Origin of the sequence: Paenibacillus sp. BJ-4 (assembly GCF_020404765.1) — a bacterium.
In the GTDB taxonomy this organism is placed as follows: domain Bacteria; phylum Bacillota; class Bacilli; order Paenibacillales; family Paenibacillaceae; genus Paenibacillus.
Window position 1 is genome coordinate 87498 of record NZ_JAIVEM010000045.1, and the last position, 21705, is coordinate 109202.

Annotated in this window: 20 protein-coding genes; 1 reads left to right on the forward strand and 19 read right to left on the reverse strand. The window is 43.8% G+C overall.

The annotated features are described in order from the left end of the window. Positions 1-78: 78 nt before the first annotated feature. The 6 genes from argJ to hpf form a co-directional block, all read right to left on the reverse strand. Positions 79-1305, reverse strand: a complete 1227-nt coding sequence (argJ, locus tag LCF57_RS09725; protein WP_226000504.1) for a bifunctional glutamate N-acetyltransferase/amino-acid acetyltransferase ArgJ — start codon at positions 1303-1305, stop codon at positions 79-81. Between the two features lie 105 nt (positions 1306-1410). Next, on the reverse strand, positions 1411-2460 hold the full coding sequence (gene argC, locus LCF57_RS09730) for an N-acetyl-gamma-glutamyl-phosphate reductase (RefSeq protein ID WP_226000505.1): 1050 nt from the start codon (positions 2458-2460) through the stop codon (positions 1411-1413). Between the two features lie 346 nt (positions 2461-2806). Further along, positions 2807-3706, reverse strand: a complete 900-nt coding sequence (locus tag LCF57_RS09735; RefSeq protein WP_226000506.1) for a YitT family protein — start codon at positions 3704-3706, stop codon at positions 2807-2809. A 98-nt stretch (positions 3707-3804) separates the two neighbouring features. Further along, positions 3805-4918, reverse strand: a protein-coding gene (prfB, locus tag LCF57_RS09740; RefSeq protein WP_226000507.1) for a peptide chain release factor 2 whose coding sequence is annotated in 2 segments (ribosomal slippage) — positions 3805-4845 and positions 4847-4918 — 1113 coding nt in all. Because the reading frame shifts where the segments join, the coding sequence is not laid out codon by codon here. Positions 4919-5356: 438 nt separating this feature from the next. Continuing rightward, a complete protein-coding gene (gene secA / locus LCF57_RS09745; protein WP_226000508.1) occupies positions 5357-7807 on the reverse strand; it encodes a preprotein translocase subunit SecA in 2451 nt (816 codons plus the stop codon). A 362-nt stretch (positions 7808-8169) separates the two neighbouring features. Beyond that, the gene (hpf, locus tag LCF57_RS09750; RefSeq protein WP_025716758.1) at positions 8170-8730 is read right to left on the reverse strand and encodes a ribosome hibernation-promoting factor, HPF/YfiA family; all 561 of its coding nucleotides are present in this window, start codon (positions 8728-8730) and stop codon (positions 8170-8172) included. A 357-nt stretch (positions 8731-9087) separates the two neighbouring features. On the opposite strand from hpf, the gene LCF57_RS27855 reads away from it, so the two are divergent. Beyond that, positions 9088-9234, forward strand: a complete 147-nt coding sequence (locus tag LCF57_RS27855; protein ID WP_226000509.1) for a hypothetical protein — start codon at positions 9088-9090, stop codon at positions 9232-9234. Between the two features lie 615 nt (positions 9235-9849). Here LCF57_RS27855 and LCF57_RS09760 read toward each other — a convergent pair. The 13 genes from LCF57_RS09760 to LCF57_RS09820 all read right to left on the reverse strand — a co-directional run bounded on the left by LCF57_RS09760 (position 9850) and on the right by LCF57_RS09820 (position 21451). After that, positions 9850-10047: a cold shock domain-containing protein gene (locus tag LCF57_RS09760; RefSeq protein ID WP_013373372.1), complete on the reverse strand. Its 198-nt coding sequence runs from the start codon at positions 10045-10047 to the stop codon at positions 9850-9852. A 286-nt stretch (positions 10048-10333) separates the two neighbouring features. Further along, a complete protein-coding gene (pseC, locus tag LCF57_RS09765; RefSeq protein WP_226000510.1) occupies positions 10334-11545 on the reverse strand; it encodes a UDP-4-amino-4,6-dideoxy-N-acetyl-beta-L-altrosamine transaminase in 1212 nt (403 codons plus the stop codon). A 30-nt stretch (positions 11546-11575) separates the two neighbouring features. After that, complete coding sequence (locus LCF57_RS09770) at positions 11576-12523, reverse strand: dTDP-glucose 4,6-dehydratase (protein WP_152379617.1); 948 nt, start codon at positions 12521-12523, stop codon at positions 11576-11578. A gap of 28 nt (positions 12524-12551) precedes the next feature. Then, entirely contained in the window at positions 12552-13583 is a 1032-nt protein-coding gene (pseI, locus tag LCF57_RS09775) for a pseudaminic acid synthase (protein WP_413232191.1), read from the reverse strand. A gap of 10 nt (positions 13584-13593) precedes the next feature. Further along, complete coding sequence (locus tag LCF57_RS09780; protein ID WP_226000512.1) at positions 13594-14061, reverse strand: GNAT family N-acetyltransferase; 468 nt, start codon at positions 14059-14061, stop codon at positions 13594-13596. 14 nt (positions 14062-14075) lie between these two features. Next, positions 14076-15119 carry a UDP-2,4-diacetamido-2,4,6-trideoxy-beta-L-altropyranose hydrolase gene (gene pseG, locus LCF57_RS09785; protein WP_226000513.1) on the reverse strand — a complete coding sequence of 348 codons (1044 nt, stop codon included), beginning with the start codon at positions 15117-15119 and terminating at the stop codon, positions 14076-14078. After that, the gene (locus LCF57_RS09790) at positions 15119-15850 is read right to left on the reverse strand and encodes a glycosyltransferase family protein (RefSeq protein ID WP_226000514.1); all 732 of its coding nucleotides are present in this window, start codon (positions 15848-15850) and stop codon (positions 15119-15121) included. Before LCF57_RS09790 ends, pseG begins: the two co-directional genes overlap by 1 nt. Positions 15851-15876: 26 nt before the next feature. Beyond that, complete coding sequence (locus LCF57_RS09795; protein ID WP_226000515.1) at positions 15877-16872, reverse strand: UDP-N-acetylglucosamine 4,6-dehydratase family protein; 996 nt, start codon at positions 16870-16872, stop codon at positions 15877-15879. A 26-nt stretch (positions 16873-16898) separates the two neighbouring features. Further along, positions 16899-18662, reverse strand: coding sequence for a motility associated factor glycosyltransferase family protein (locus LCF57_RS09800; RefSeq protein ID WP_226000516.1), 1764 nt, complete (start codon positions 18660-18662; stop codon positions 16899-16901). Between the two features lie 136 nt (positions 18663-18798). Then, on the reverse strand, positions 18799-19143 hold the full coding sequence (locus LCF57_RS09805; RefSeq protein ID WP_226000517.1) for a hypothetical protein: 345 nt from the start codon (positions 19141-19143) through the stop codon (positions 18799-18801). Continuing rightward, the gene (gene fliS, locus LCF57_RS09810; protein ID WP_226000518.1) at positions 19143-19526 is read right to left on the reverse strand and encodes a flagellar export chaperone FliS; all 384 of its coding nucleotides are present in this window, start codon (positions 19524-19526) and stop codon (positions 19143-19145) included. The genes LCF57_RS09805 and fliS overlap by 1 nt, the downstream gene beginning before the upstream one ends. A 17-nt stretch (positions 19527-19543) precedes the next feature. Beyond that, positions 19544-21067: a flagellar filament capping protein FliD gene (fliD, locus tag LCF57_RS09815; protein ID WP_226000519.1), complete on the reverse strand. Its 1524-nt coding sequence runs from the start codon at positions 21065-21067 to the stop codon at positions 19544-19546. Between the two features lie 12 nt (positions 21068-21079). Further along, positions 21080-21451, reverse strand: coding sequence for a flagellar protein FlaG (locus LCF57_RS09820; RefSeq protein ID WP_226000520.1), 372 nt, complete (start codon positions 21449-21451; stop codon positions 21080-21082). Positions 21452-21705: the final 254 nt, after the last annotated feature.

Sequence of the window (21705 nt, forward strand, 5' to 3'; positions counted from 1 at the left end):
TTCTCCTGTGCACAGGCTGTGCGATTTTAAAATGATCGAAGATTAACCCGTCCGTTTAATTCGTGTTTATTCCTTCATCTATGTCCGATATGCAGCGTTAATCCGCACATAATCATAAGTTAAGTCACAGCCCCATGCTGTAGCAGTCCCGTTCCCATGATGCAAATCAACGATAATCCGCACCGTATCTCCCCGCAAATAGGAAAGCGCCTCTGCTTCATCAAAAGCGACCGGACTTGATTGGCTCAGCACGATAATATCACCCAAGCGGATGTCTACCGTATCTGGATTAACCGGCTCTCCGGCACGTCCGACGGCTGCAATAATTCGTCCCCAGTTGGCGTCTGCGCCAAATACGGCTGACTTCACCAGACTGGACCCGATTACCGTCTTGGCTATCGCTTGGGCAGACGCATCGCTTACCGCCCCGCTCACAGACACCTCTACCAGCTTCGTAGCACCTTCTCCATCGCGCGCAATCGCCTTCGCCAGCTCTCGGCAGATATAGGTGAACGCCTCGGCAAAAGCCTCCCAATCGGGATGACCTGCATGCAACTCGCGGTTGCCCGCCTGCCCGCTTGCCATAGCGATCAGCATATCGTTCGTACTTGTATCGCCATCTACGGTAATCATATTAAAGCTGGTATCCGTCGCCTGCTTCAAAAGTTGATGAAGCGCCGCCTGCCTGATGGCTGCGTCACAGGTCATAAAAGCCAGCATCGTTGCCATACTCGGATGAATCATGCCCGAGCCCTTCGCCGCCCCGGCGATATGCACCGTCACACCATCCACTTCTACCGCCACGCACGCTTCCTTTTTAACCAAATCTGTCGTCAGAATGGCTTGGGTAAATTGCTCCGCTCCGTCGCTTTCCCCGTTCACACGATCAGGTAATGAGGATATCCCCCCAAGCACACGATCCATTTTCAAATGCTCGCCAATCACGCCAGTCGAAGCAACGGCTACATTGCTCTCGGCTACACCCAGCTCGCGAGCAGCAGCCGCACGCATCGCGTAGGCATCCTGCTCCCCTTGCTGCCCCGTGCAGGCATTGGCGTTTCCGCTATTCACCACTACCGCCTGCAATCGGCCATCTGCCAAGCTCTCGCGGGTCACCTTCAGCGGTGCAGCCTGGAACACATTGGTGGTATACACCGCAGCAGCTGTCGCCTCTACTTCGCAACGAATTGCGCCAATATCGTTGCGGTCCGTATTTTTCAGTCCGCAGTGCAATCCCCCAGCTGTAAATCCACGCGGGGTTACGATGTTGCCCCCGTTTACTACTGTAAACCCTACTTTACTCATAATTATGTGCCCTCGTTCGCAACATATGGGATGAGTGACAGCTTCGCTTGCATTCCCAATTCTGTCTGCTGTCGTTCCCCGCAGCCTGTTGCGGTTACTTGCTACTTACGGATATACCGGTATGAAGCCCAGCCCGAGGTTCTCCTCCCATCCCATCATCAAATTTAAATTCTGAATCGCCTGTCCGGCGGCACCCTTCACCACATTATCAATGACAGAAATAATCGTAAGGCGCCCGGTTCGGGCATCTGCTGCAAAACCGATATCGCAATAATTCGAGCCAAATACTTCCTTCGTTGCCGGCCATACACCTTCCCCACGAACACGGACAAAAGGATGGTCTTTATAATAGTCTCGGTATAAGCCGATAAGCTCCTGATCCGTGTGGTCACCTTTCAGCGTGACATAGATTGTACTCATAATCCCCCGCGTCATAGGCACAAGCTGTGTCGTAAACGTAATCGTAACATCCTCGCCCGCAATATCGCCCAGAACCTGTTCGATTTCAGGGATATGCTGGTGCTTATTCACCTTATAAGCCTTAAAGTTCTCGTTCATTTCCGCATAATGCGACACGAGACTCGTTCCCCGTCCAGAGCCGGATACCCCGGATTTGGCATCCACAATCAGCGTTCGATGGTCGATCCAATCTGCCTTCAGAGCTGGGATAATTCCCAGCAATGTGGCCGTTGAATAGCAGCCCGGATTAGAAATAAAAGAAACATCCGCAAGCTTTTCTGCATACACCTCGCTGAGTCCGTATACCGCTTGCTTGAGATATTCCGGTGAAGCCGCAGGCTTTTTATACCATGCTTCATACGTTTCTCCGCTCCGGAGCCTGAAATCCCCGGACAGATCAATGACCTTCAGTCCGGCATCAAGCAACTGCGGTACCAGTTGCGTACTAACGCCCGATGGCGTAGCTGTGAAAACCAGATCGGCCTTGGCAGCAATTTCGTGGACATCGACACCGTCCAAATCCTGCACCACAATATCCGTCAGATGTGGAAACCCGTCACTGATCGGGACACCCGCGCTGGACGAGGATATAACAGATACGATCTCTACCTGCGGATGATGAATCAAAAAACGAATGAGCTCCACCCCGCCATATCCGGTGGAACCAACAATTGCCACTTTTAGCTTGCTGCTCACAGACCTTCCTCCATTCCGTTCCTATGAAATATGTATTATTATACGACTATATTCATATAAATACAACACACAATGTAATGTTATTCTCAAATCTTAAAATAAATGCTCCTGCCTATTCTTTTGGGAGACAAGCTATACAAGCTATACAAGCTATACACACGCAAATAAAAAAAGAGACAGGCCTCCTATTGAAACAATACACCGATTGCATAAAAGAAGAGGGCTATCCTTGTGCAATAAGATTGTCTCATGTATTGGTAATCATTTGGTTTAGCCATTTCCTGCACTTTAACATAACAAAAAACCCCCGTCTTATAAGACGGGGGTTCCGGCAGGTTATCCTGTTTTAGCTTTCCTTTTTAAAACCTTCTCCCAGCACTTCACGCGTGTTACTAATGATCACAAAAGCCTCCGGATCTACCAAGCGAACGAGTGTTTTGAGACGAGTTACCTCGTTTTGCCCGACCACAACCATAAGTACAGGACGTTCCTCGTTCGTGTAGCCCCCACGTCCTGCCAGCTCTGTCAATCCCCGATCCAGATCCTGCAAAATAGCCTGTGTGATCGTTTCCTTCTGATTGGAGATGATGTAGGCGACTTTGGAATAGCTTAACCCCATTTCCACAGCATCAATAACCTTGCCTGTTACAAACAGTCCAATTAATGCATACAATGCCCGTTCCGGGGACAGGGTAAAGCCAGCCAATGTAATTACCGTTCCATCCATTAACATGACACAAAGAGAAAGGCTAAAGCCCGTATATTTATGAATAATTTGCGCCAAAATAGCCAGCCCACCCGTCGAGCCTCTGCCCCTAAATACGGTACCCAATCCCAAGCCCACTCCGATCCCGCCATACAGCGAAGCCAGCAGCGGATTCGTTGTCGGAATCGCCCAATCCTTGGTCACATACACGAATAGCGGCAGCATAATACTCCCCAGCAGAGAACGCAGTCCGTACTTTTTTCCTAACAGCAGTACCCCTGCTATGAATAGGGGAATATTCATAGCCCATTGCGTATAGGCCGGTTCCAAACCAAACAGCTCCTCGCCCACGATAGACAAACCTGATACCCCACCGGATGCAATCCGGTTTGGAAGCAGGAACATATTGAAGGTTAATGCTGTAATGAAGGAGCCGAGTATAATCAGCAAAATATCCGTTACATTACGTACGGGTCCGCTGGCGGCAATCCAAGGCTTGCGGCGTCTTCGGCGAGGCACGGGGGGATTCAATTGAGACATCGTTCATGTTCTCCTTTAATTAAAAATACCGTATACACAAAAATTCCTACAGTCCGCAGACATCCGTTCTGCGGTTCTGTAGGAAAACGTACAGGCTATTATTCTGCATCCAGCTTAATTTGACTGCGCAGGTAACCGTCGATGAACGGATCGAGATCACCATCCATGACAGCCCCTACGTTGCCTGTTTCTACGCTGGTACGATGATCCTTGACCATGCTGTATGGATGGAATACGTAGGAGCGAATTTGGCTGCCCCAAGCAATATCAGACTGCTCTCCACGGATTTCGTCCAATTGTTGCTGTTGTTCTTCAATCTTGCGCTCGTAAAGCTTGGAACGGAGCATCGTCATCGCACGTTCACGGTTCTTGATCTGGGAACGCTCATTTTGACAAGTCACGACAATACCGGTAGGTAAATGCGTAATCCGAACAGCTGAGTCGGTCGTATTAATATGCTGACCACCCGCACCGCTGGCCCGGTACGTATCAATTTTAAGATCTTCCGTGCGGATCTCAATATCCACATCATCCGCAATTTCCGGTACCACATCACAGGATACGAACGATGTATGCCGACGACCGGAGGAATCAAATGGAGAGATGCGAACAAGCCGATGCACGCCTTTCTCCGCTTTGAGATAACCGTAGGCATTATAGCCTTTGATCAACAGGGTTACACTCTTGATCCCCGCTTCATCCCCTGCCAGATAATCCAGGGTCTCCACCTTAAAGCCCCGTTTTTCTGCCCAGCGTGTATACATACGCAGCAGCATTTGGCCCCAATCCTGGGACTCGGTACCGCCTGCCCCTGGATGCAGCTCCAGAATCGCATTAAGCTTGTCATATGGCTGATTTAAAAGCAATTGTAGTTCAAACTCCTGCAATTTGCTCAGCAGGGATTTGACACTACTTTCAATTTCTCCAGCCAGTGTTTCATCGCCTTCCTCATCAGCCAGTTCAACCATCATACCTGCATCTTCATATTCCTGACGAAGCTGTTCATAGCTGTCCACAGAAGACTTGACTGCATTCATTTCGGCAATTACACCTTGGGCCTTTTCGTTATCATCCCAAAAATCAGGCGCAGCCATCTTTTCCTCAAAGTTTGCGATCATTTCCTGTTTGAGATCTAAGTCAAAGAGACCCCCTAAGGTTTGTTAGTTTCTTGCCTATTTCTCGTAAATCATGTTTTACACTTGGATCAATCATGATGTATTCTCCTTTAATATAGGGTTAGGGGGAGTAAAAGCATTTTGAGTTACGGCTGGGTGAAGAGACGCTACGCGAATGAATTTGATCTTACGATCGCTGACGCTTCCCCAGATTCAAATCCTCCGCTTCGCTCCCGACCGCCGTAAAGTCAAACCGCTTTTAAATAACCGGCTCTGGTATGTGAGCCGGATTAACTGCTGAATTAATTGACAAACAAGCAGGGACCAGCTTGTTTGTCATAATTATTAGTTACAGGGAAAACTTTTGTGAGTATAGAAATATTCAACTCGTTCTCCAACAAAAAAGTATTGCTGAAAAATCCGGGTTACCCCCTGTATGGCACAAAATGGCCGACGGTCAGTGATTGAACTGCCGCCTGCCATTATATGCATTGCAGGGAATGGTGTATCTATATTTATCCCTTCATTCAATTCATTATCTTCTGCGTGGTCGCGCAGGGGCGGATTTCTTTTTAGGTGCAGCAGGTTCTCCACTCGTCGAGATTTTATCTTCATCAACGACAGCCTGACGCTCTTGGTTGGATTCAATTTGTGCTTTCATGATGTATGTCGCTACTTCCTCTTGAATGCTGGCGATCATAGCATGGAACATTTCGAAGCCTTCAAATTGGTATTCACGCAACGGATCAGTACCACCGTAAGCACGCAAGTGGATACCTTGGCGCAATTGATCCATAGCATCAATATGATCCATCCATTTGCTATCAACCGCACGCAGTACGATAACTTTCTCGAATTCGCGTACCATATCTTCGCCAATCATCTCTTCACGTCTGTGGTATCTGTCGGTAACTTTTTCGAAGATCATTTCTACCATCTCTTCTCTTTCCTTGCCCCACAGATCGTCACGAGTAAGTGCATTTTCCTCAAGCAGGTTGTTATTCACATACTCTGCTACTTCTTCAAGTTCCCAGTTTTCAGGAATGTCATCACCGCAATGAGCTTCAACCACACGCTCGATGACAGGTTTGATCATATCAAACACAATTTCCTTAATGTTCTCCGATTCCAGCACTTCACGGCGCTGTTTGTAAATAATAGCACGCTGCTGGTTCATTACATCATCGTACTGGAGAACGATTTTACGCTGATCAAAGTTGTTGCCTTCGACGCGTTTTTGCGCCGATTCGATAGCACGTGTAATCATGCGGCTCTCGATGGGTTGGTCTTCTTCAAAGCCCAAGCGCTCCATCATATTCAGTACGTTATCCGCACCAAAACGCTTCATTAATTCATCGCCGAGCGACAAATAAAACTGTGTGGATCCTGGATCACCCTGACGTCCTGCACGTCCGCGAAGCTGATTATCAATACGACGGGATTCATGACGCTCTGTACCGATGATATGCAATCCACCGAGCTCTGACACGCCTTCGCCCAATACGATGTCAGTACCACGTCCTGCCATGTTGGTAGCGATAGTAACCGCACCCGCTTGACCTGCATGGGAAATAATCTCAGCTTCCTCAGCGTGATACTTGGCGTTAAGCACTTTATGACGAACGCCTTTGCGTTTCAGCATCTCAGAAAGCAACTCCGAGTTTTCGATAGAAATCGTACCTACCAATACCGGCTGATTCTTTTTGTTACGCTCTAGAATTTCATCCACTACTGCATGGAATTTACCCTTTACGCTCTTGTATACAACGTCAGGCATATCTACACGCTGGTTGGGCCGGTTCGTTGGAATTTGGAGCACTTCCAGACCGTAGATTTTTTTAAATTCTTCTTCTTCTGTTTTCGCTGTACCCGTCATACCCGCCAATTTGCGGTACATACGGAAGTAGTTTTGGAAGGTAATCGTCGCCAGCGTCATGCTTTCATTTTGTACAATGATGTTTTCCTTCGCTTCAATGGCCTGATGCAAACCATCACTGTAGCGACGTCCGGCCATCAGACGGCCTGTGAACTCATCGACAATCAGGACTTCACCGTCAGCTACGACATAATCCACATCCAGGCGCATAATAGCATTAGCCTTCAAAGCCTGTACAATATGATGGTTGATCGTCACACTTTCCTGATCGTACAGATTTTCCAGTCCGAAGAAATTTTCAGCCTTGGATACGCCGTTTTCGGTCAAAGCAACCGACTTCACCTTGATATCCAGCGTGTAATCTTCTTCGACATCCAGGCTCTTCACAAAACGGTCAGCCGCAAAATACAGCTCTGTCGATTTTTGAGCTTGTCCTGAAATAATCAATGGTGTACGCGCCTCATCGACGAGAATGGAATCCACTTCATCAATGATACAGAAGTACAATGGCCGCTGTACCATCTGCTCTTTGTAAAGCACCATATTATCGCGCAGATAATCGAATCCGAACTCGTTGTTCGTACCGTATGTGATATCACAAGCATAAGCTTCCTGCTTGGCGGCATGATCCATATTCGCCAAATTCAGTCCCACAGACATCCCCAGGAAGTTATAGATTTGTCCCATTTCTCCGCTGTCACGCTGTGCCAAATAGTCATTGACCGTAACCACGTGCACACCTTTGCCCAACAGTGCATTCAAATAAACCGGCAGCGTACCTACGAGTGTTTTACCTTCCCCGGTTTTCATTTCGGCAATCTTGCCTTCATGCAGCGCAATACCGCCGAGCATCTGAACGTCGTAATGACGTTTGCCCAGCACCCGCTTAGACGCTTCACGAACGGTCGCAAAAGCTTCCGGCAGAACTTCTTCAGCCGTAGCACCTTGTTCAATCCGCTCTTTAAACTCCGCCGTCTTCGCTTTCAGCTCCTCATCCGAGAGCTTCTCAAAATCCGGCTCTATTTTATTGATCAGTTCAACCGTCTTCATTAAACGCTTGACGTCACGTTCATTTGTATCACCAAAAATTTTCTTAACAATTCCTAGCATGGTTTACCCCTTTCGCGCAAAACAATTAATAGAATCAATTTCACAATAAGAAAGGGTCCATGATGAAATTGATTCCCGATATGTTTGACAGGCCCGGCTATACCAGCCCATCGTGCGATGTTCTTTGCATAAATTGTAACAGTTTGTAGGACATGCCGCAACATAAGCAGTCTCTAGAATTGCATCCGGTTAAAGATACCAAAGCAATTCACTCATGAAATACCATATAAAAGAGCCCTACCCCGCCAGATTCGCAAGGATAAGGCTCGTCGTTATTATCATTTTCGCTAATATCCATAAAGCATGCTTTCGTTGAAAACGAACTATTCATTTTAAAATACGATAAGCTTCTACTCTACAAACTATTCCCGTTCGATCAGTCCGTACTTGCCGTCATTGCGTTTGTAAACCACGCTGACTTCTTCGTTATCAATATTGGCAAATACGAAGAAATTATGTCCAACCATGTTCATTTGAAGAATAGCTTCTTCCACATCCATAGGTTTCAATAAGAAACGCTTGGTGCGAACGACTTCCAGCTCATCCAATTCTGCATCCTCATCCTCAGCCACAACCACGCCGCCTGCCGGATCTTCCACAAAAAGAGTCTTCAAACTGCCTTTCTGACGGAATTTTCGGTTTAACTTGGTTTTGTTCTTGCGGATTTGCCGCTCAAGCTTGTCTACCACGGCATCAATGGACGCATACATGTCATCGCTTTCGTCTTCGGCACGGAGTACAAGCCCCGGCAAAGGAATGGTTACTTCTACAGTGTGCAAATCTCTGGTTGTGCTTAACGTTACACTTCCGTCAGACGTCGGGGGTGCATCGAAATACTTTTCAAGTCTGCTGAATTTCTTATCAACGTAGTCCTTCAAAGCGTCGGTAACCTCGATCTGTTGACCTCGTACTGTTAAGTTCATAGGGCACGCCTCCTTTGCCCCTTCATTATAACACATATGTTAACGCCAAGTAAAAAAAACACCCAGCATTTCGGAGCTATTTTACAAAACTCATCATTGTTCGATAAAACGCTTCAGTTAACGTCATTCTTGTATCTGGAGCTTCACCAGTTACAGGCATTACACTCGGCTCGCTTGCTCCTTCCAGAAGTATGGTAGTGAATTTCCAAACGGTCGTTTCGTCTCTGCCACCCCCACCTGTACTGACCCTTCTGGGCAAGCGAACTTTACCTACTCACCACCTGACGGTAGAGTCCTGAGTGGTTCTGTCACATCAAATACAGTCAATGTCAGCTCGTATCCGCACCTAACATCCAGGTGACGAAAACATCCATTTTAGCAGCCTCTGTAGTCGGCGATCCGATCAGATACACACTGAGCATCACGAATAGCGGTGTAGATTCGGTCACAGATACCATTGTAATCGATACAAATTCCGGCCGGAACCTCCTTTGCTCCAGGTAGTGTTATCATCGACGGCCCAGCCTCCTCTAACGCCTCTCCGGTTGCTGTAATTGCCATCGGCAACATTGCGCCTGAAATACATTCGCCGTCAGCTTCCAGACATCAGTTCAAACTTTGCCGCACCCTCCACTGCTCACAGATATCGCATCCGAGGATTTCCTTTTTGCGAACTGTCACCATGAACTCTGTGCCGCTTCCGCATCCTAAGCTGCTCGAAGGTATCCCATTGGGGCGCCTTGATCCAAACCATCAGGCTGTCATCATCTTCTCCTTCCTTTGATATTGAAAACGCGCTCCGTCCTTATCTGATCGCCCAGGCTATCCTGCGCTATCAATTCTGTTATCCCGACGGACGCGTAGAAAAGCAATCTGCTTCCTCCAATACTATTTTTGTGGAGATGGCTAATTTCGACGGTTCTTTAGAGTAACTTTCTATTACGCAGAGCTCCCTTACCATCGTGTAAAGGGGCTCTTTTTCATATCAGGATTTTGGAAAAATCCTTAAGTATTTAGAAAACATAAAAAAGCCCTGGAAAATATTCCAGGGCAGTTGCTAGCGTGTTATCCATTGCTAACCATCTTACCAATTATGTAGGTCGGCTATGCCGGGGATGATTATAATTTGGTTACGTTAGCGGCTTGTGGTCCACGTGCGCCTTCGACAATGTCGAACTCCACGTCTTGTCCTTCTTCAAGTGTTTTGAAGCCTTCTGTTTGAATTGCGGAAAAATGTACAAATACGTCGCCGCCGTCAGCCGTTTCAATGAAACCATAACCTTTTTCTGCGTTAAACCATTTTACTTTACCTTGCATGCACTAACATTCCCTTCGTCATCAAATGAAGTGAAGCTCTCGCCCACATTTTCGACTATACCACCCAAACTTATCCATTGTCAATTGGAATTGATAATGTTTTCATACATTTTTTTACCACAAATTAGGGTTAAATATTGATTTAGTCAAGGCAGTATATACAAAAATAAAGGAGCTTCTCAGCTCCTTTACCCTACACAAATTAATTTGAATCAAAAAATTAAAATAAATTTCTCCAGCGAATCAACTTAATCGCGGAGGAACGACTTGCATCTCATACAAGGAGTCATTTTGTTACATTTTCTCCAGGGACCGATCTTGTATATCTAGTCCATACCTTACGAACCGCCTGGATTACATCCTGTACATCCTGATCCATCATCTTAGGAAAGAGCGGGAGTGTTAATGCTGTCCTATAATAATCTTCAGCGTTCGGGCATAGCCCTTCCTCATATCCGAGGCGCTGGTAGTAAGGTTGTAAATAGACAGGAATATAATGCACATTTACACCGATGTTCTCTGACCGCAGGGCCTCAAATATCGTTTTCCGGTCTGCATTAAAATGCTCCGGCTGCCAACGTATCACGTATAAGTGCCAGCTGGAGTAAGCCCCGGCAATCTGCTGAGGAAGGACAACCCCGGTCAACTCACTCAAAGCTTCATTGTACGCCCGAGCGATCGCGCGACGCCGCTCTACGAACGCATCCAACTTGTCCATCTGAGAATGACCCAATGCAGCCTGAATATCTGTCATACGGTAGTTATATCCCAGTTCCTGCATTTCGTAATACCAAGGGCCATCGTTTTTTGTCAACTCCTGCGGATCGCGTGTCATACCGTGACTACGGAACAGTGACAACTTCCGATAAAATTCCTCAGAATTCGTCACAATGATGCCACCCTCGCCTGTCGTAATATGCTTGACAGGATGGAAACTGAACATGGTCATATCTGCCCATGAACCTACTTTACGTCCATGGTAATCCGCCCCCAATGAGTGAGCCGCATCCTCAATGAACACCAGCCCACGATCCCGGCACAGCATCGATATCTTGTCGAGTTCAGCCGGCTGACCCGTAAAATCAACGGCAATAACCGCCCGAGTACGCTCGGTAATCTGTTCTGTAATTTTGCTCGGATCAATGTTGTAGGTGTGCATATCAATGTCGGCGAACACCGGGGTCCCCCCCTCATATAACACACAATTACTACTGGCAAGGAACGTAAGTGGTGTTGTGATAACCTCATCGCCTTGTCCAATCCCTGCGGCAAAACAAGCTCCATGCAGTGCGGCAGTTCCATTGGTGAACGCCACAGCATACTTGGCACCTACATACTCAGCAATCTTGGCCTCAAACTGCTGAATCGCAGGTCCCTGCGTAACAAATCCGCTACGAAGCACATCCACGACAGCTTGAATATCTTCATCGTCAATCCATTGCTGTCCATAGGGCAGTAGCGTATCACGCACAGGTCCAGATAATATATCATCGGACATCCTGTTAACCCCCTCTATACTTGAAACAAACTAGATCATGCCGCTCTCACGAATCCAGACCGTCGTACGCCGGATACCTTCTTCCAAACTAATACGAGGTTCCCAACCAAGTAACTCCTTCGCCTTCGTCGAGTTACACAACAGCTTTTGAATTTCACTTTGCGGATGGATATGCTCCACATGCTTGATACGCGACGGATCACCGCTAATCAGCAATGCCAAATCATTCACAGAAATGTCCTGCCCCAATCCCGCATTGACAATTTGGCCATTAACACGGTCGCTAAATCCAGCCTCCACCACGAAGCGAGCGCAATCCTCAACGTACAGAAGATCACGGGTTTGTGTGCCTTCTCCATAGATGTTAAGATCCTTACCTTCCAGGTGGTTTTTAATAAAAATCGCAACTACGCCGCCTTCACCGCCTGTCTTTTGAAAAGGACCGTACGTATTAAATGGACGAATAACCACTGTCGGTAAACCATATGCGAAATAATAGGACAGTACCATATTTTCAGCAGCTACCTTTGCTCCTGCATAAGGAGAAGCAGGTTTGGTAGGATGTAGCTCATTAATACCTTGATCGTCGCTACAGCGGTCATATACCATACACGTACTCATAAAAACGACTTTGGTCTGATGTTTCCGGCACTGCTCCAAGATTGCGAAGGTTCCTACCGTATCGTTATTAAAAGTAGTGCGTGGATCATCAATAGAATCCTGTACATTTATGGAAGCTCCCAAATGGTAACAAACTTCAAATGAATGCTCTTCGAACAATCGTTCCAGCAAAGATTCATCCAAAATACTTCCTTTGATGAATTCCTTGAAGCCGTTATGTTCGACTAATTCCGACAAATTCTCTTCGCGTCCATTCGACAAATCGTCGACAATCCAAAGCTGATGCCCATCCTCCAGCAAGCGCTTGGCAACCCAACGCCCAATGAAACCAGCGCCACCAGTGAGTAAAATGTTCATATTTTATTCTCCTTAAATTTTTTTGAATTCATAAGATATCCCAACTGATAGGCGTCCCTTTTGATACATTCTTACGAACTGGTTTTCCCAATAACTGATCTATATACTTAGGCGGGAGACCATAGCCTGGGCGTATTGCCCTAACATTTTTTTCTGTGAGAATATCCCCCGCCTGCATATTTTCAGAAATATATAAGGATCTTCGAAATTGAAGAGAAGCTTTTTCTGCATCCGTTGCTCCATATGAAATCCCTCCGAGAGATTGCCAAGCTCTTTCAGTCTCCATAACTAGTGATTTCATTTCATTTGGTTCCAACGAGAACGTTGAGTCTACTCCCCCATCAGCTCTAGACAATGTAAAATGCTTTTCTATTACAGTAGCACCTAACGCAACACTAGAAACAGCAACCCCCACTCCCATAGTGTGATCAGACAATCCTACTTGGGTATTAAATAAATCCTTTAAATGAGGAATTGTACGTATATTCGTATTTTCAGGTGATGCAGGATAAGTACTGGTACATTTTAATAATACGATTTGATTATTTCCTGTTTCTCTCACCGCTTGAACAGCTTCTTCTAGCTCTGCTATAGTAGCCATCCCCGTAGAGATTATCACCGGTTTACCCGTAGATGCTACCTTTTTGATTAATGGTATATCCGTATTTTCAAATGAAGCTATTTTATAAGCTGGAACATTGAGTGATTCTAAAAAATCTACCGCTGTAGAATCAAAGGGGGTACTAAATCCTATAATCCCCAACTCATTGCATCTGTTGAAAATAGGTTCATGCCACTCCCAGGGCGTGTATGCTTCCTGATACAAATCATATAGGCTCTTACCTTCCCACAGACTACCCTCATCCTTAATGTAAAATTCCCCTGAATTTATATTAAGAGTCATAGTCTCAGCAGTGTAGGTTTGTATTTTTAGAGCATCTACTCCCGCATCCGCTGCTGCTTCCACAATACGTAAGGCACGATCCAATGATTGATTATGATTTCCTGACATTTCTGCAATGATGAAGGGACGAGTATTTGTGCTTATTTCCCTGTTCATTATTTTAAATTCAGTCAAGACAGTCCCCCCTAAGCTCTTTACACATTATTATTTCGTCCTTATTTTTCGAAACGACAACATAACCTCTCTTACTAAACAATTTAATTGAAGCAATATTGCTTGGCTTTATTAGAGCAGTCAAAAACTTTATTTCATTATTCCAAGAAGTTGTGTAACTTTCAATTTCGCATAGCATTTTATTAGCATATCCTTTTTGTCTAAGACTTGGAGCAATATTTATGCTAATTACCGTTTCATTGTCACTCTTTAAATCTAACCTAATTACTCCTACTAAGACTTCATTTTCATGAGCTATGAGTATTTCTCTTGTTTTCATGTCTAATGATTTTTCAAACCAATGCCTATGCTCTTCATAGGAAATCTCGTCCGTGACAAACGAGTTTTTTCTAGTGTCTAAATCATTTCTCAAATTAAAGATGATGATCGAATCATTTAGGGTTGCGCTTCGAAATTCCATATGATCCCCGCTTCTTAAATAGTGGTTTCCAAATTTCGGACTACTCTCTCCACTCCTCTGCCGTCAACAATATTAAACGCTCTTAAACTATTGTTCCCTAAGTCACCATGATAATCCTTTAAATTGCTAACAATATCAAGGTCACGAACATTAGAGTGGAACCCTAAGAATATGTCTATCCCTAATCTTTCTCCCATAGTAGCATTATGAATTTGATTTTCAGCAACCGCTATAACCACCCCCGGAAGCCCCATACAATACCGTTCCCAAGTCAGAGTTCCACCAGAGCAAATGGCTAAATCAGCCTCTCTCATAATTGCTGCGACAGAATTAGATTGAATATGGAGACTCAAACTGTTTTTCGAATCAACAATCTTTCTCAATTCATTTAGATGACCATAAGATTGACCGACCAATATATCAAAATCCAGATTGCTATCCAGTATCCCTTCTTTATCCAATGCATACAGAGACCTCAGCGTCTCATTAGTAGGATCAGTCCCTCCAAAAGTGACCAATACCCGTCGAATGGCGCCGCTTCTTGTTTTAACCTTCTTACGTTCCAGATGGAATTCATCTCTAAGCAAAGCATAACTTGGTCCTATCAATTGTTTCGCATTATTCGTTAATCTATTATATCTTGAATCAGAAATTTCATATAAATTTTGGTCTAAAAGGATATTGCAAATGTGCGTTCGATTAGCTAAATCATCAATTACTAAAATATTCTTAGCAATCCGATACATTTCTTTTTCCCATATATCACTAATTTGATAATGATCAATAATTATCCAATCAAAACCATTTTGAAAAGCATTATCAATCTTTGAGCTTACGTACACAGCATCCTCAATTGACCCTACTGGATACTCGCTGTTTAAATAGAACGGAATGCAACCTATCTGCTTAACTTTTTCAACCAAGTGATCAGGCATTTGTTGAAAAACAAAAACCACTTCTCTTCCTGAACTTATCAGTGCTTTTGCTAAAGCTAAACAACGCATCACATGTCCTGTACCGATATTAACAGAGGCATCCGCCCTAATCAAAAATTTCATTATTCCCCCTTGAGCTTCTTCTGCTCTACATGCGAGTTAATAAGCGCAATTTCTGGGTTAGTCTCCATTAGTTCCAAAACATCCTGCCAATCAAAGCTGTCCCTATCTTTAAAATAGGCATATATCTGCTGAATTAGCTCCCAATCTTCAGCTGTATCCAAGGTCCAGCGATAATTAGAGTAATCTTTCGCACAAGTAACGCTCAGCATAGAGAATTGATCTGGATTTTGGTAAATATAGGGTGTAACATGCTCTCTTTGCTCCATTTTCTTTGCCTCCAGATGTGCTTTTTCTAGAGAAGCAAAAGAAAACACCTCTGCATCCAATCCTCTTGGGTAAGAACGTTCGATCGTATTGCTGACATAGTCATAAGAACCAGTAATATAGTTTGTGATTAGCTCATCAATAATCACAGGATCTATAACAGGACAATCTGAAGTAATGCGAATGATCACATCCGCATTATGTGTGACAGCCGCTTCATAGTAGCGTTTTAGCACATCACTTTCACTGCCACGATATACTTCAACCTCTGCTTTATGAGCCAGTTTTACTATTGTTTCGTCTGTCGTTAAATCAGTAGTTGCTACTACAATTTTATTAATTTGTTTTACTTTCTTTATTCTTTCTACAACCCGCTCAAGTACTGTTACACCCAGTAAATTCAAATCAACTTTTCCTGGAAGGCGAGTAGATCCCATTCTTGCTTGAATGATCGCTACAATATTCATAAGTCCCCATACTTTCTGTTGTATTCTTATATAAGACTTTCATCATATAACCAATCAACAACAACCGCTTTATTAATGGGATTCATCTCTAACTCAGTAATCTCTTTGTTTATAGATTGATTTTCCCCTTGAAAAGCAGGCGGAATGATAAACATATTTTCCGATTCTAACGCAACTAGCTGTTCATCTAAAGTCATTAATTCTTCATAGCGTTTTTCTCCAGGTCGAAGACCGATATATTTAATAGCGACTTCATCATTCAGCTTGTATTTTTCCGACACCGTTTCTATAAGCGCCTCCGCCAGATCCGCAATTCGCACAACCGGCATCTTCAGGACAAAGACCTCACCACCTTGTGCGACCTCATTGGCCTGCAAGATCAGTTCAATTGCCTGTGAAGGAGTCATCATGTATCTCAACATCTCGGGATCGGTAATAGTAATTTCACCATTCTCCAAAATCTGCTTCTTGAATAATGGAATAACGGAACCACGTGAGCCCATTACGTTCCCAAATCGAACCGAAGAAAATATAGTAGACTTCGAACCCTTTTGATATTCAGAGGCCGAGATCAGACGCTCTGCCGTTAACTTCGTTGCACCATATGTGTTGGTTGGAGAAATAGCTTTGTCCGTACTTGTGAAAAGGACCTTCTTTACACCATTCTCCAAAGCCGCTTGAATGACATTCTGGGTACCTATTACATTGGTTTGTACAGCCTCAAACGGGTTATACTCACACGAAGGTACATGCTTCATTGCGGCTAAATGGAATACATAATCAATATCCTCCATTGCTCTCATCAATCTTTGCTGATCTCTCACATCACCAATCAGAAAGCGCAATTGATTAGAATGGACCTGAAAATCTATATTCATTTCATACTGCTTATGCTCATCCCGGCTAAAAATACGAATCACGCTCGGCTCGTCCTTCAGAAGCCTCTGCACCAGTTGACGCCCTATTGTTCCCGTTCCACCTGTGATTAATATCTTTTTTCCTTTATAGGTTTCCTTAAACATTTTGAACACATCCCTGTCCTTTAACTCTATATCTCATCTATTCTGCGAATCGCTTCTATAAACAACTCTTCAAGCATCGGGATTTTGTTCACTATCTCATTCGCTAGCTTCCCGAGATGTTCGTGTATCATATCGGCTTTACGCGTAAGATTTTGCTCTATGGCAATCAAAGGCTGCTGCTGGTCAAACAGTCCAATCTCCAGTGGGAGTACGGTTTCTATAATAGGAACAAACCACTCTCTACTTACAATGCTGGTCCAGCGTTGTTCAATTTCAACAATCGCATTATGACATTTGAGCGGCTTCATTCGGCTCCATTCTCTAATATTCTCGATCGTTTTCAGCATAATTTTCAATTCTTCCCTGAATAGAGTGAAATCATCAAGTGTATGCTGTATTTTTCCTTTAACCTCTGTGATACGATTTTCATTTATATTAAAGGGCTGATTACGTTGAATATTGGCTATTGCATCGTGCTCAATATGTTCCTCGGCAATCATATCATATACTTCCTCAATCGGCTTCCAAACCGTTCCCTCTAGCGCAGCCCCGTTACTAGTCGTATTAATAAATTCAACACTGGATAAGGCTGCAAACAAGTGCTCAAGTGCGTCTTTCATAAACAAGAAGCTTTCGTTCGTGGCATTATATTCACCATGTACGTTTAATACCTGCTGCGGTGCCTTCTCCACGATGGATGCATTCCGGGATGCCTCAATATGTCCTACTCCATCAGCGTAGAACTTATTACCAGGGAAGGATAAATCCTGTCCCATCAGCACGACACGTCGAGCCCCCAGCCATACAGCTGCTTGTATGGCTGAGCCTACAACTGTTGGAGTTGCTGTTATAGCAACCTGCGTTCGATCCATCCCTAAATAATACTGCGAAATATGATCATTACTCAGCACAAAATGGATAGTATCTTTCTGCTTGCGATCTGTAATACCATAATAAGAGGTAGACCCATACAATAGAGGAGCTTTCAACGTGTCAGGCTGGGAAAATACCTTATCATTGATAATACCACCATCCAGCGTGACCGCTAAATGCGGCTGTATTCCCTCTTTAACTAGTGCTTGAATACTAGAGCCTGCTGCGATAACAAGCGCATGAGGTTGCACGCGTTTAACCCATTCAATATCTTGTTGAAGCGATGGTCCCGATGCAATAATAAAAGCCGTGCTTCCGGGAAAAGAAAATTTCAAATCATCAATAGAGGGCGAGGATAGCATTCCTGCCATCTGATACATGCTGTTACGAATCCAATCCTGTCGAAAAAGATGATGAGTGATTTGGTTTGATTCATAGGTGTGATTGTATTCTTCCAATTTTTCTTTAACATCACGTAATACATCCATCTCAGCCTCGAGATAATGACGAAGCGCTACGAAAGCCAGCTCACGTTGCATATGGACAGAAGCCATATAAAACAGTGAATTCAATTGCGAATCGCCAATAGCCAGCCAGTACAAATTAGGATGCTCTAAAAGACTTCGCATATCATAGCTGCTAACGGAGTTTAGAAACTGATATTCATCCGGCTCATATACAAAAAGTAACCGGTCAGGATACATTTCAAGAATGTCAGCGACACCAAGACCTTGACCAAATCCATAAACAAAGACACATTCTATATTTTCTACCGATTGCTGGACCGCCTCCAACCAAATATGATCTTTTTCTACAGGTTCATTATAAGACTTGTGATCCCTGGCCTCAGTTGGCTCAAGAGAGAGTACTGTGCTAGCAACATGCGGAAAGCGATTCTGTATAGCAGTCAGATTCAATGATAAAATTGTCAAGACCATACCACCATTCATAATGATTCTTCTTAATTAGTATATCGGACTGTAACGTGAAGGAGTGAACCTTGCAAATAAAAAAATCCCTCCCAGTAACACCTGAGAGAGATTGTAATTCCAGTTATTTCCTCTGGTCTATGAAAAGACTGTCAACGGAATAAGCACGCTGGTAAGCATTTTGTTGAACTCGAATACTCCCTTTTTTCTCCATCCAACTTCCCGCTTCATCTTTCAACTTATTCATACGCTTCAATATCGGTCCATCCATATCTAAGATCAGTCCAATTTCTTGTTTGTCTTCCTCAGTGAGAAAAGTACGGTATTTTTCCATTGCATGCACAATTTCCTGTCTACGATCTACAAAAGCAACTAACTCTTCCTCTTCTATGATTGAGAGCCTCTTAGTTGTCTCTATTGTCACTTTTTTTAATGCTTGAATGAGATCTTGAATATTGTTACTATCCATCAGCTACCTGTGACCGAGCTTGGAAGTTTGCTCACTTCTACCCAAGCCTCACGAAGATCCGTTAGATGTTCCTCTACTTCCCGAGCCTTAGACACATCTTTATGAACATTAGACTCAATCAGACAATGCAGCATATATTCATAAATTCTTAATAAATCCTGTGCAATCGGATAATCAAAATTCAAAGCGGATATTAATTCATGAATGATAGCTTGTGATTTACAAAGATTATAGTTTGCTTTCCCGAAATCTTTATCTAAAATCCCGTCTATACCTGCCCGAGTAAATCGGATTGCCCCATCATACAGCATAATCAGAAGTTTAGGCTTGGAGGCAGTCTGGGCTTGAGCCTGCTGGTACTTCTGGTAAGGGGATTGAATCAAATGTATGACCTCCTTATTTATCTAAAGCTGGACAAACTAGAAGAAGTGCTATTATATTTATTAATTGCCGTCTCCATAGATGTGAATTTTTTATAGTAGTTCGTTTCGATCATATTCAATCGGGCTGTCATATCAGTTATCCTTCTATCAATACTCGTTAGCTCTTGTCCCATCGTGCTGTTGATAATGAATGAAGCACTAAGATCAGTGCTTACCTTTGAGGTTCCTGCCTTATCAGCTAACTTTTGCAGCGCAGTATTGGAGATTTTTTTCATACGCGCGAAAATCCCATCTTGATCTGTATATTTATTACTTTGTGCTGTAGCAGAATCCTGCTTACCAAAAAAGTTGGTCACAATGTCAGGATCTTTATCTAAAGCAGCTTTCAGCTTATCTGTATCTAAAATAAGTTTCCCTTTTGTCTGATACGTACCTGTTGTTATACCAAGCTCGGCAAGGCTAATTGTTGTACCGTCGTCCAGTGTAACTTTTTGAACCATTGCACTACGCATATCCGCTGCTGCGCTCTGCAAGATGCTGTCGTTTTTAAGCATGCCACTTTTAGCTTTATTGGTCCAAAGTGTGATTTCATCATCACTCATATCCTTTTTTTGGTCAGTTGTTAGAGGAGTGTATTTTTTGTATCGTTCTTCACTTACTTTATTATTTAACGTAGAGAGAACATCATTGTACGCGTCAACAAACCCCTGAACCGTTTCAACCAGCTTATCTGTATCTTTGACTACCTCAATGCGTGTTGAAGTACTCCCACTGGCATTATTAAGCGTAAGTTCAACACCATTCATCGCGAAGGTATTGGAAGACCTTGTGATATCCAAACCATTTACAGTGAGCTTGGCATCTTCGCCTCCTGTAATAGTACTCCCCAGCTTTAAAGCCGAGAATATCGCTCCATTAAGCACAATATCTTTGGCTCCAGTCGTTTTACTTGTTAGAGAAATCTTACCTGTGGCAGAGTCATAGATTGCACTCACACCAGCTTGCTTATTTGAATTGATTTTTTGGACAAAGGAATCAAGCGTTTCATTGACAGGATCAATCTCTATTGATGCTTCCGAGTCTCCTGAACCAATTTTGACTGTTATTGGAGTGGTTCCTGAGATTCCCGAATCTTTAATATCCTGTAGCTTAACAGTTCCCCAATCGGTCGGTGCAGGAGCAGAACCATTGAGTTCGATAGCTGCAGAAGAAGTAGCGCTTGATGCTGTTGCCAGCGAAGTTACCTTTACATCTAATACTCCACTAGCCGACGAAGATACTTTTGCACTAACAGCACTCGTATTTCCAGTAACATTGGCCTTCTGAGCACTGATTGCACTACTCAAGTTAAGTTTAGATAGTTTATCTTGTGTAAAACTAACCAGTTTCACACTGGTCTCCCGATAATTTTCACGCTTCCATTCCATTAGCTGTTTCTGTTGATTCAACTTGTCGAGCGGAGCGCTCTCAGCTGTCATCAACTTTTTAACCATGGAATCTATATCCATACCAGATGCCAAACCACTTATTCTCGTTACCATGAACGTTCCTCCTTATGCCTTCTTATCAACAATAATCCCGGTAATCTCCATCATTCTTGCTGCTACATCCAAAATTTTTTCTGGTGGAACTTCACGAATGAGATCACCTGTTTCCTTGTTCAAAACTTTAATCATAATGGTGTGAGTTTTTTCGTGCACAGATATTTCAAACATTTTTTGCGGACCTTGAATCGCATCAATTGCTTTTTGCAACTGCTGAATGGTTTGCTCGTGTGTCAACTGTGCTTTTGCAGGAATTACAGACTGGACTGCACCTTCTTCAGAAGTTATCGCAGGATCAGTAACTGTGTCCTTCTTTGGAGTTCCGGTAGAAAGATGAATCGGTGTTATACCTTCTGCATTGGCGGGTATCAACGGTTCCATAACATAACCCCTCGCTTATAAAATGGTATGCCGCATACTGTATCTCTTTTATTCCTATCAGATGTCCTACTCTATATATCGGCTAATGATGTAGAATATTTATGAAAAAATAATACAAAAAACAAAAAAAGACTCTGCAAAATGCAGAGCCAGATTGTCGAGAAACCCCGTCTTTTTGAGACGCGGGTTCTTTTTCTTTACATAATAATGGTCTGGTATCTGGGAGAAACGGGGTGTTACCCCTGTTTCTCCAG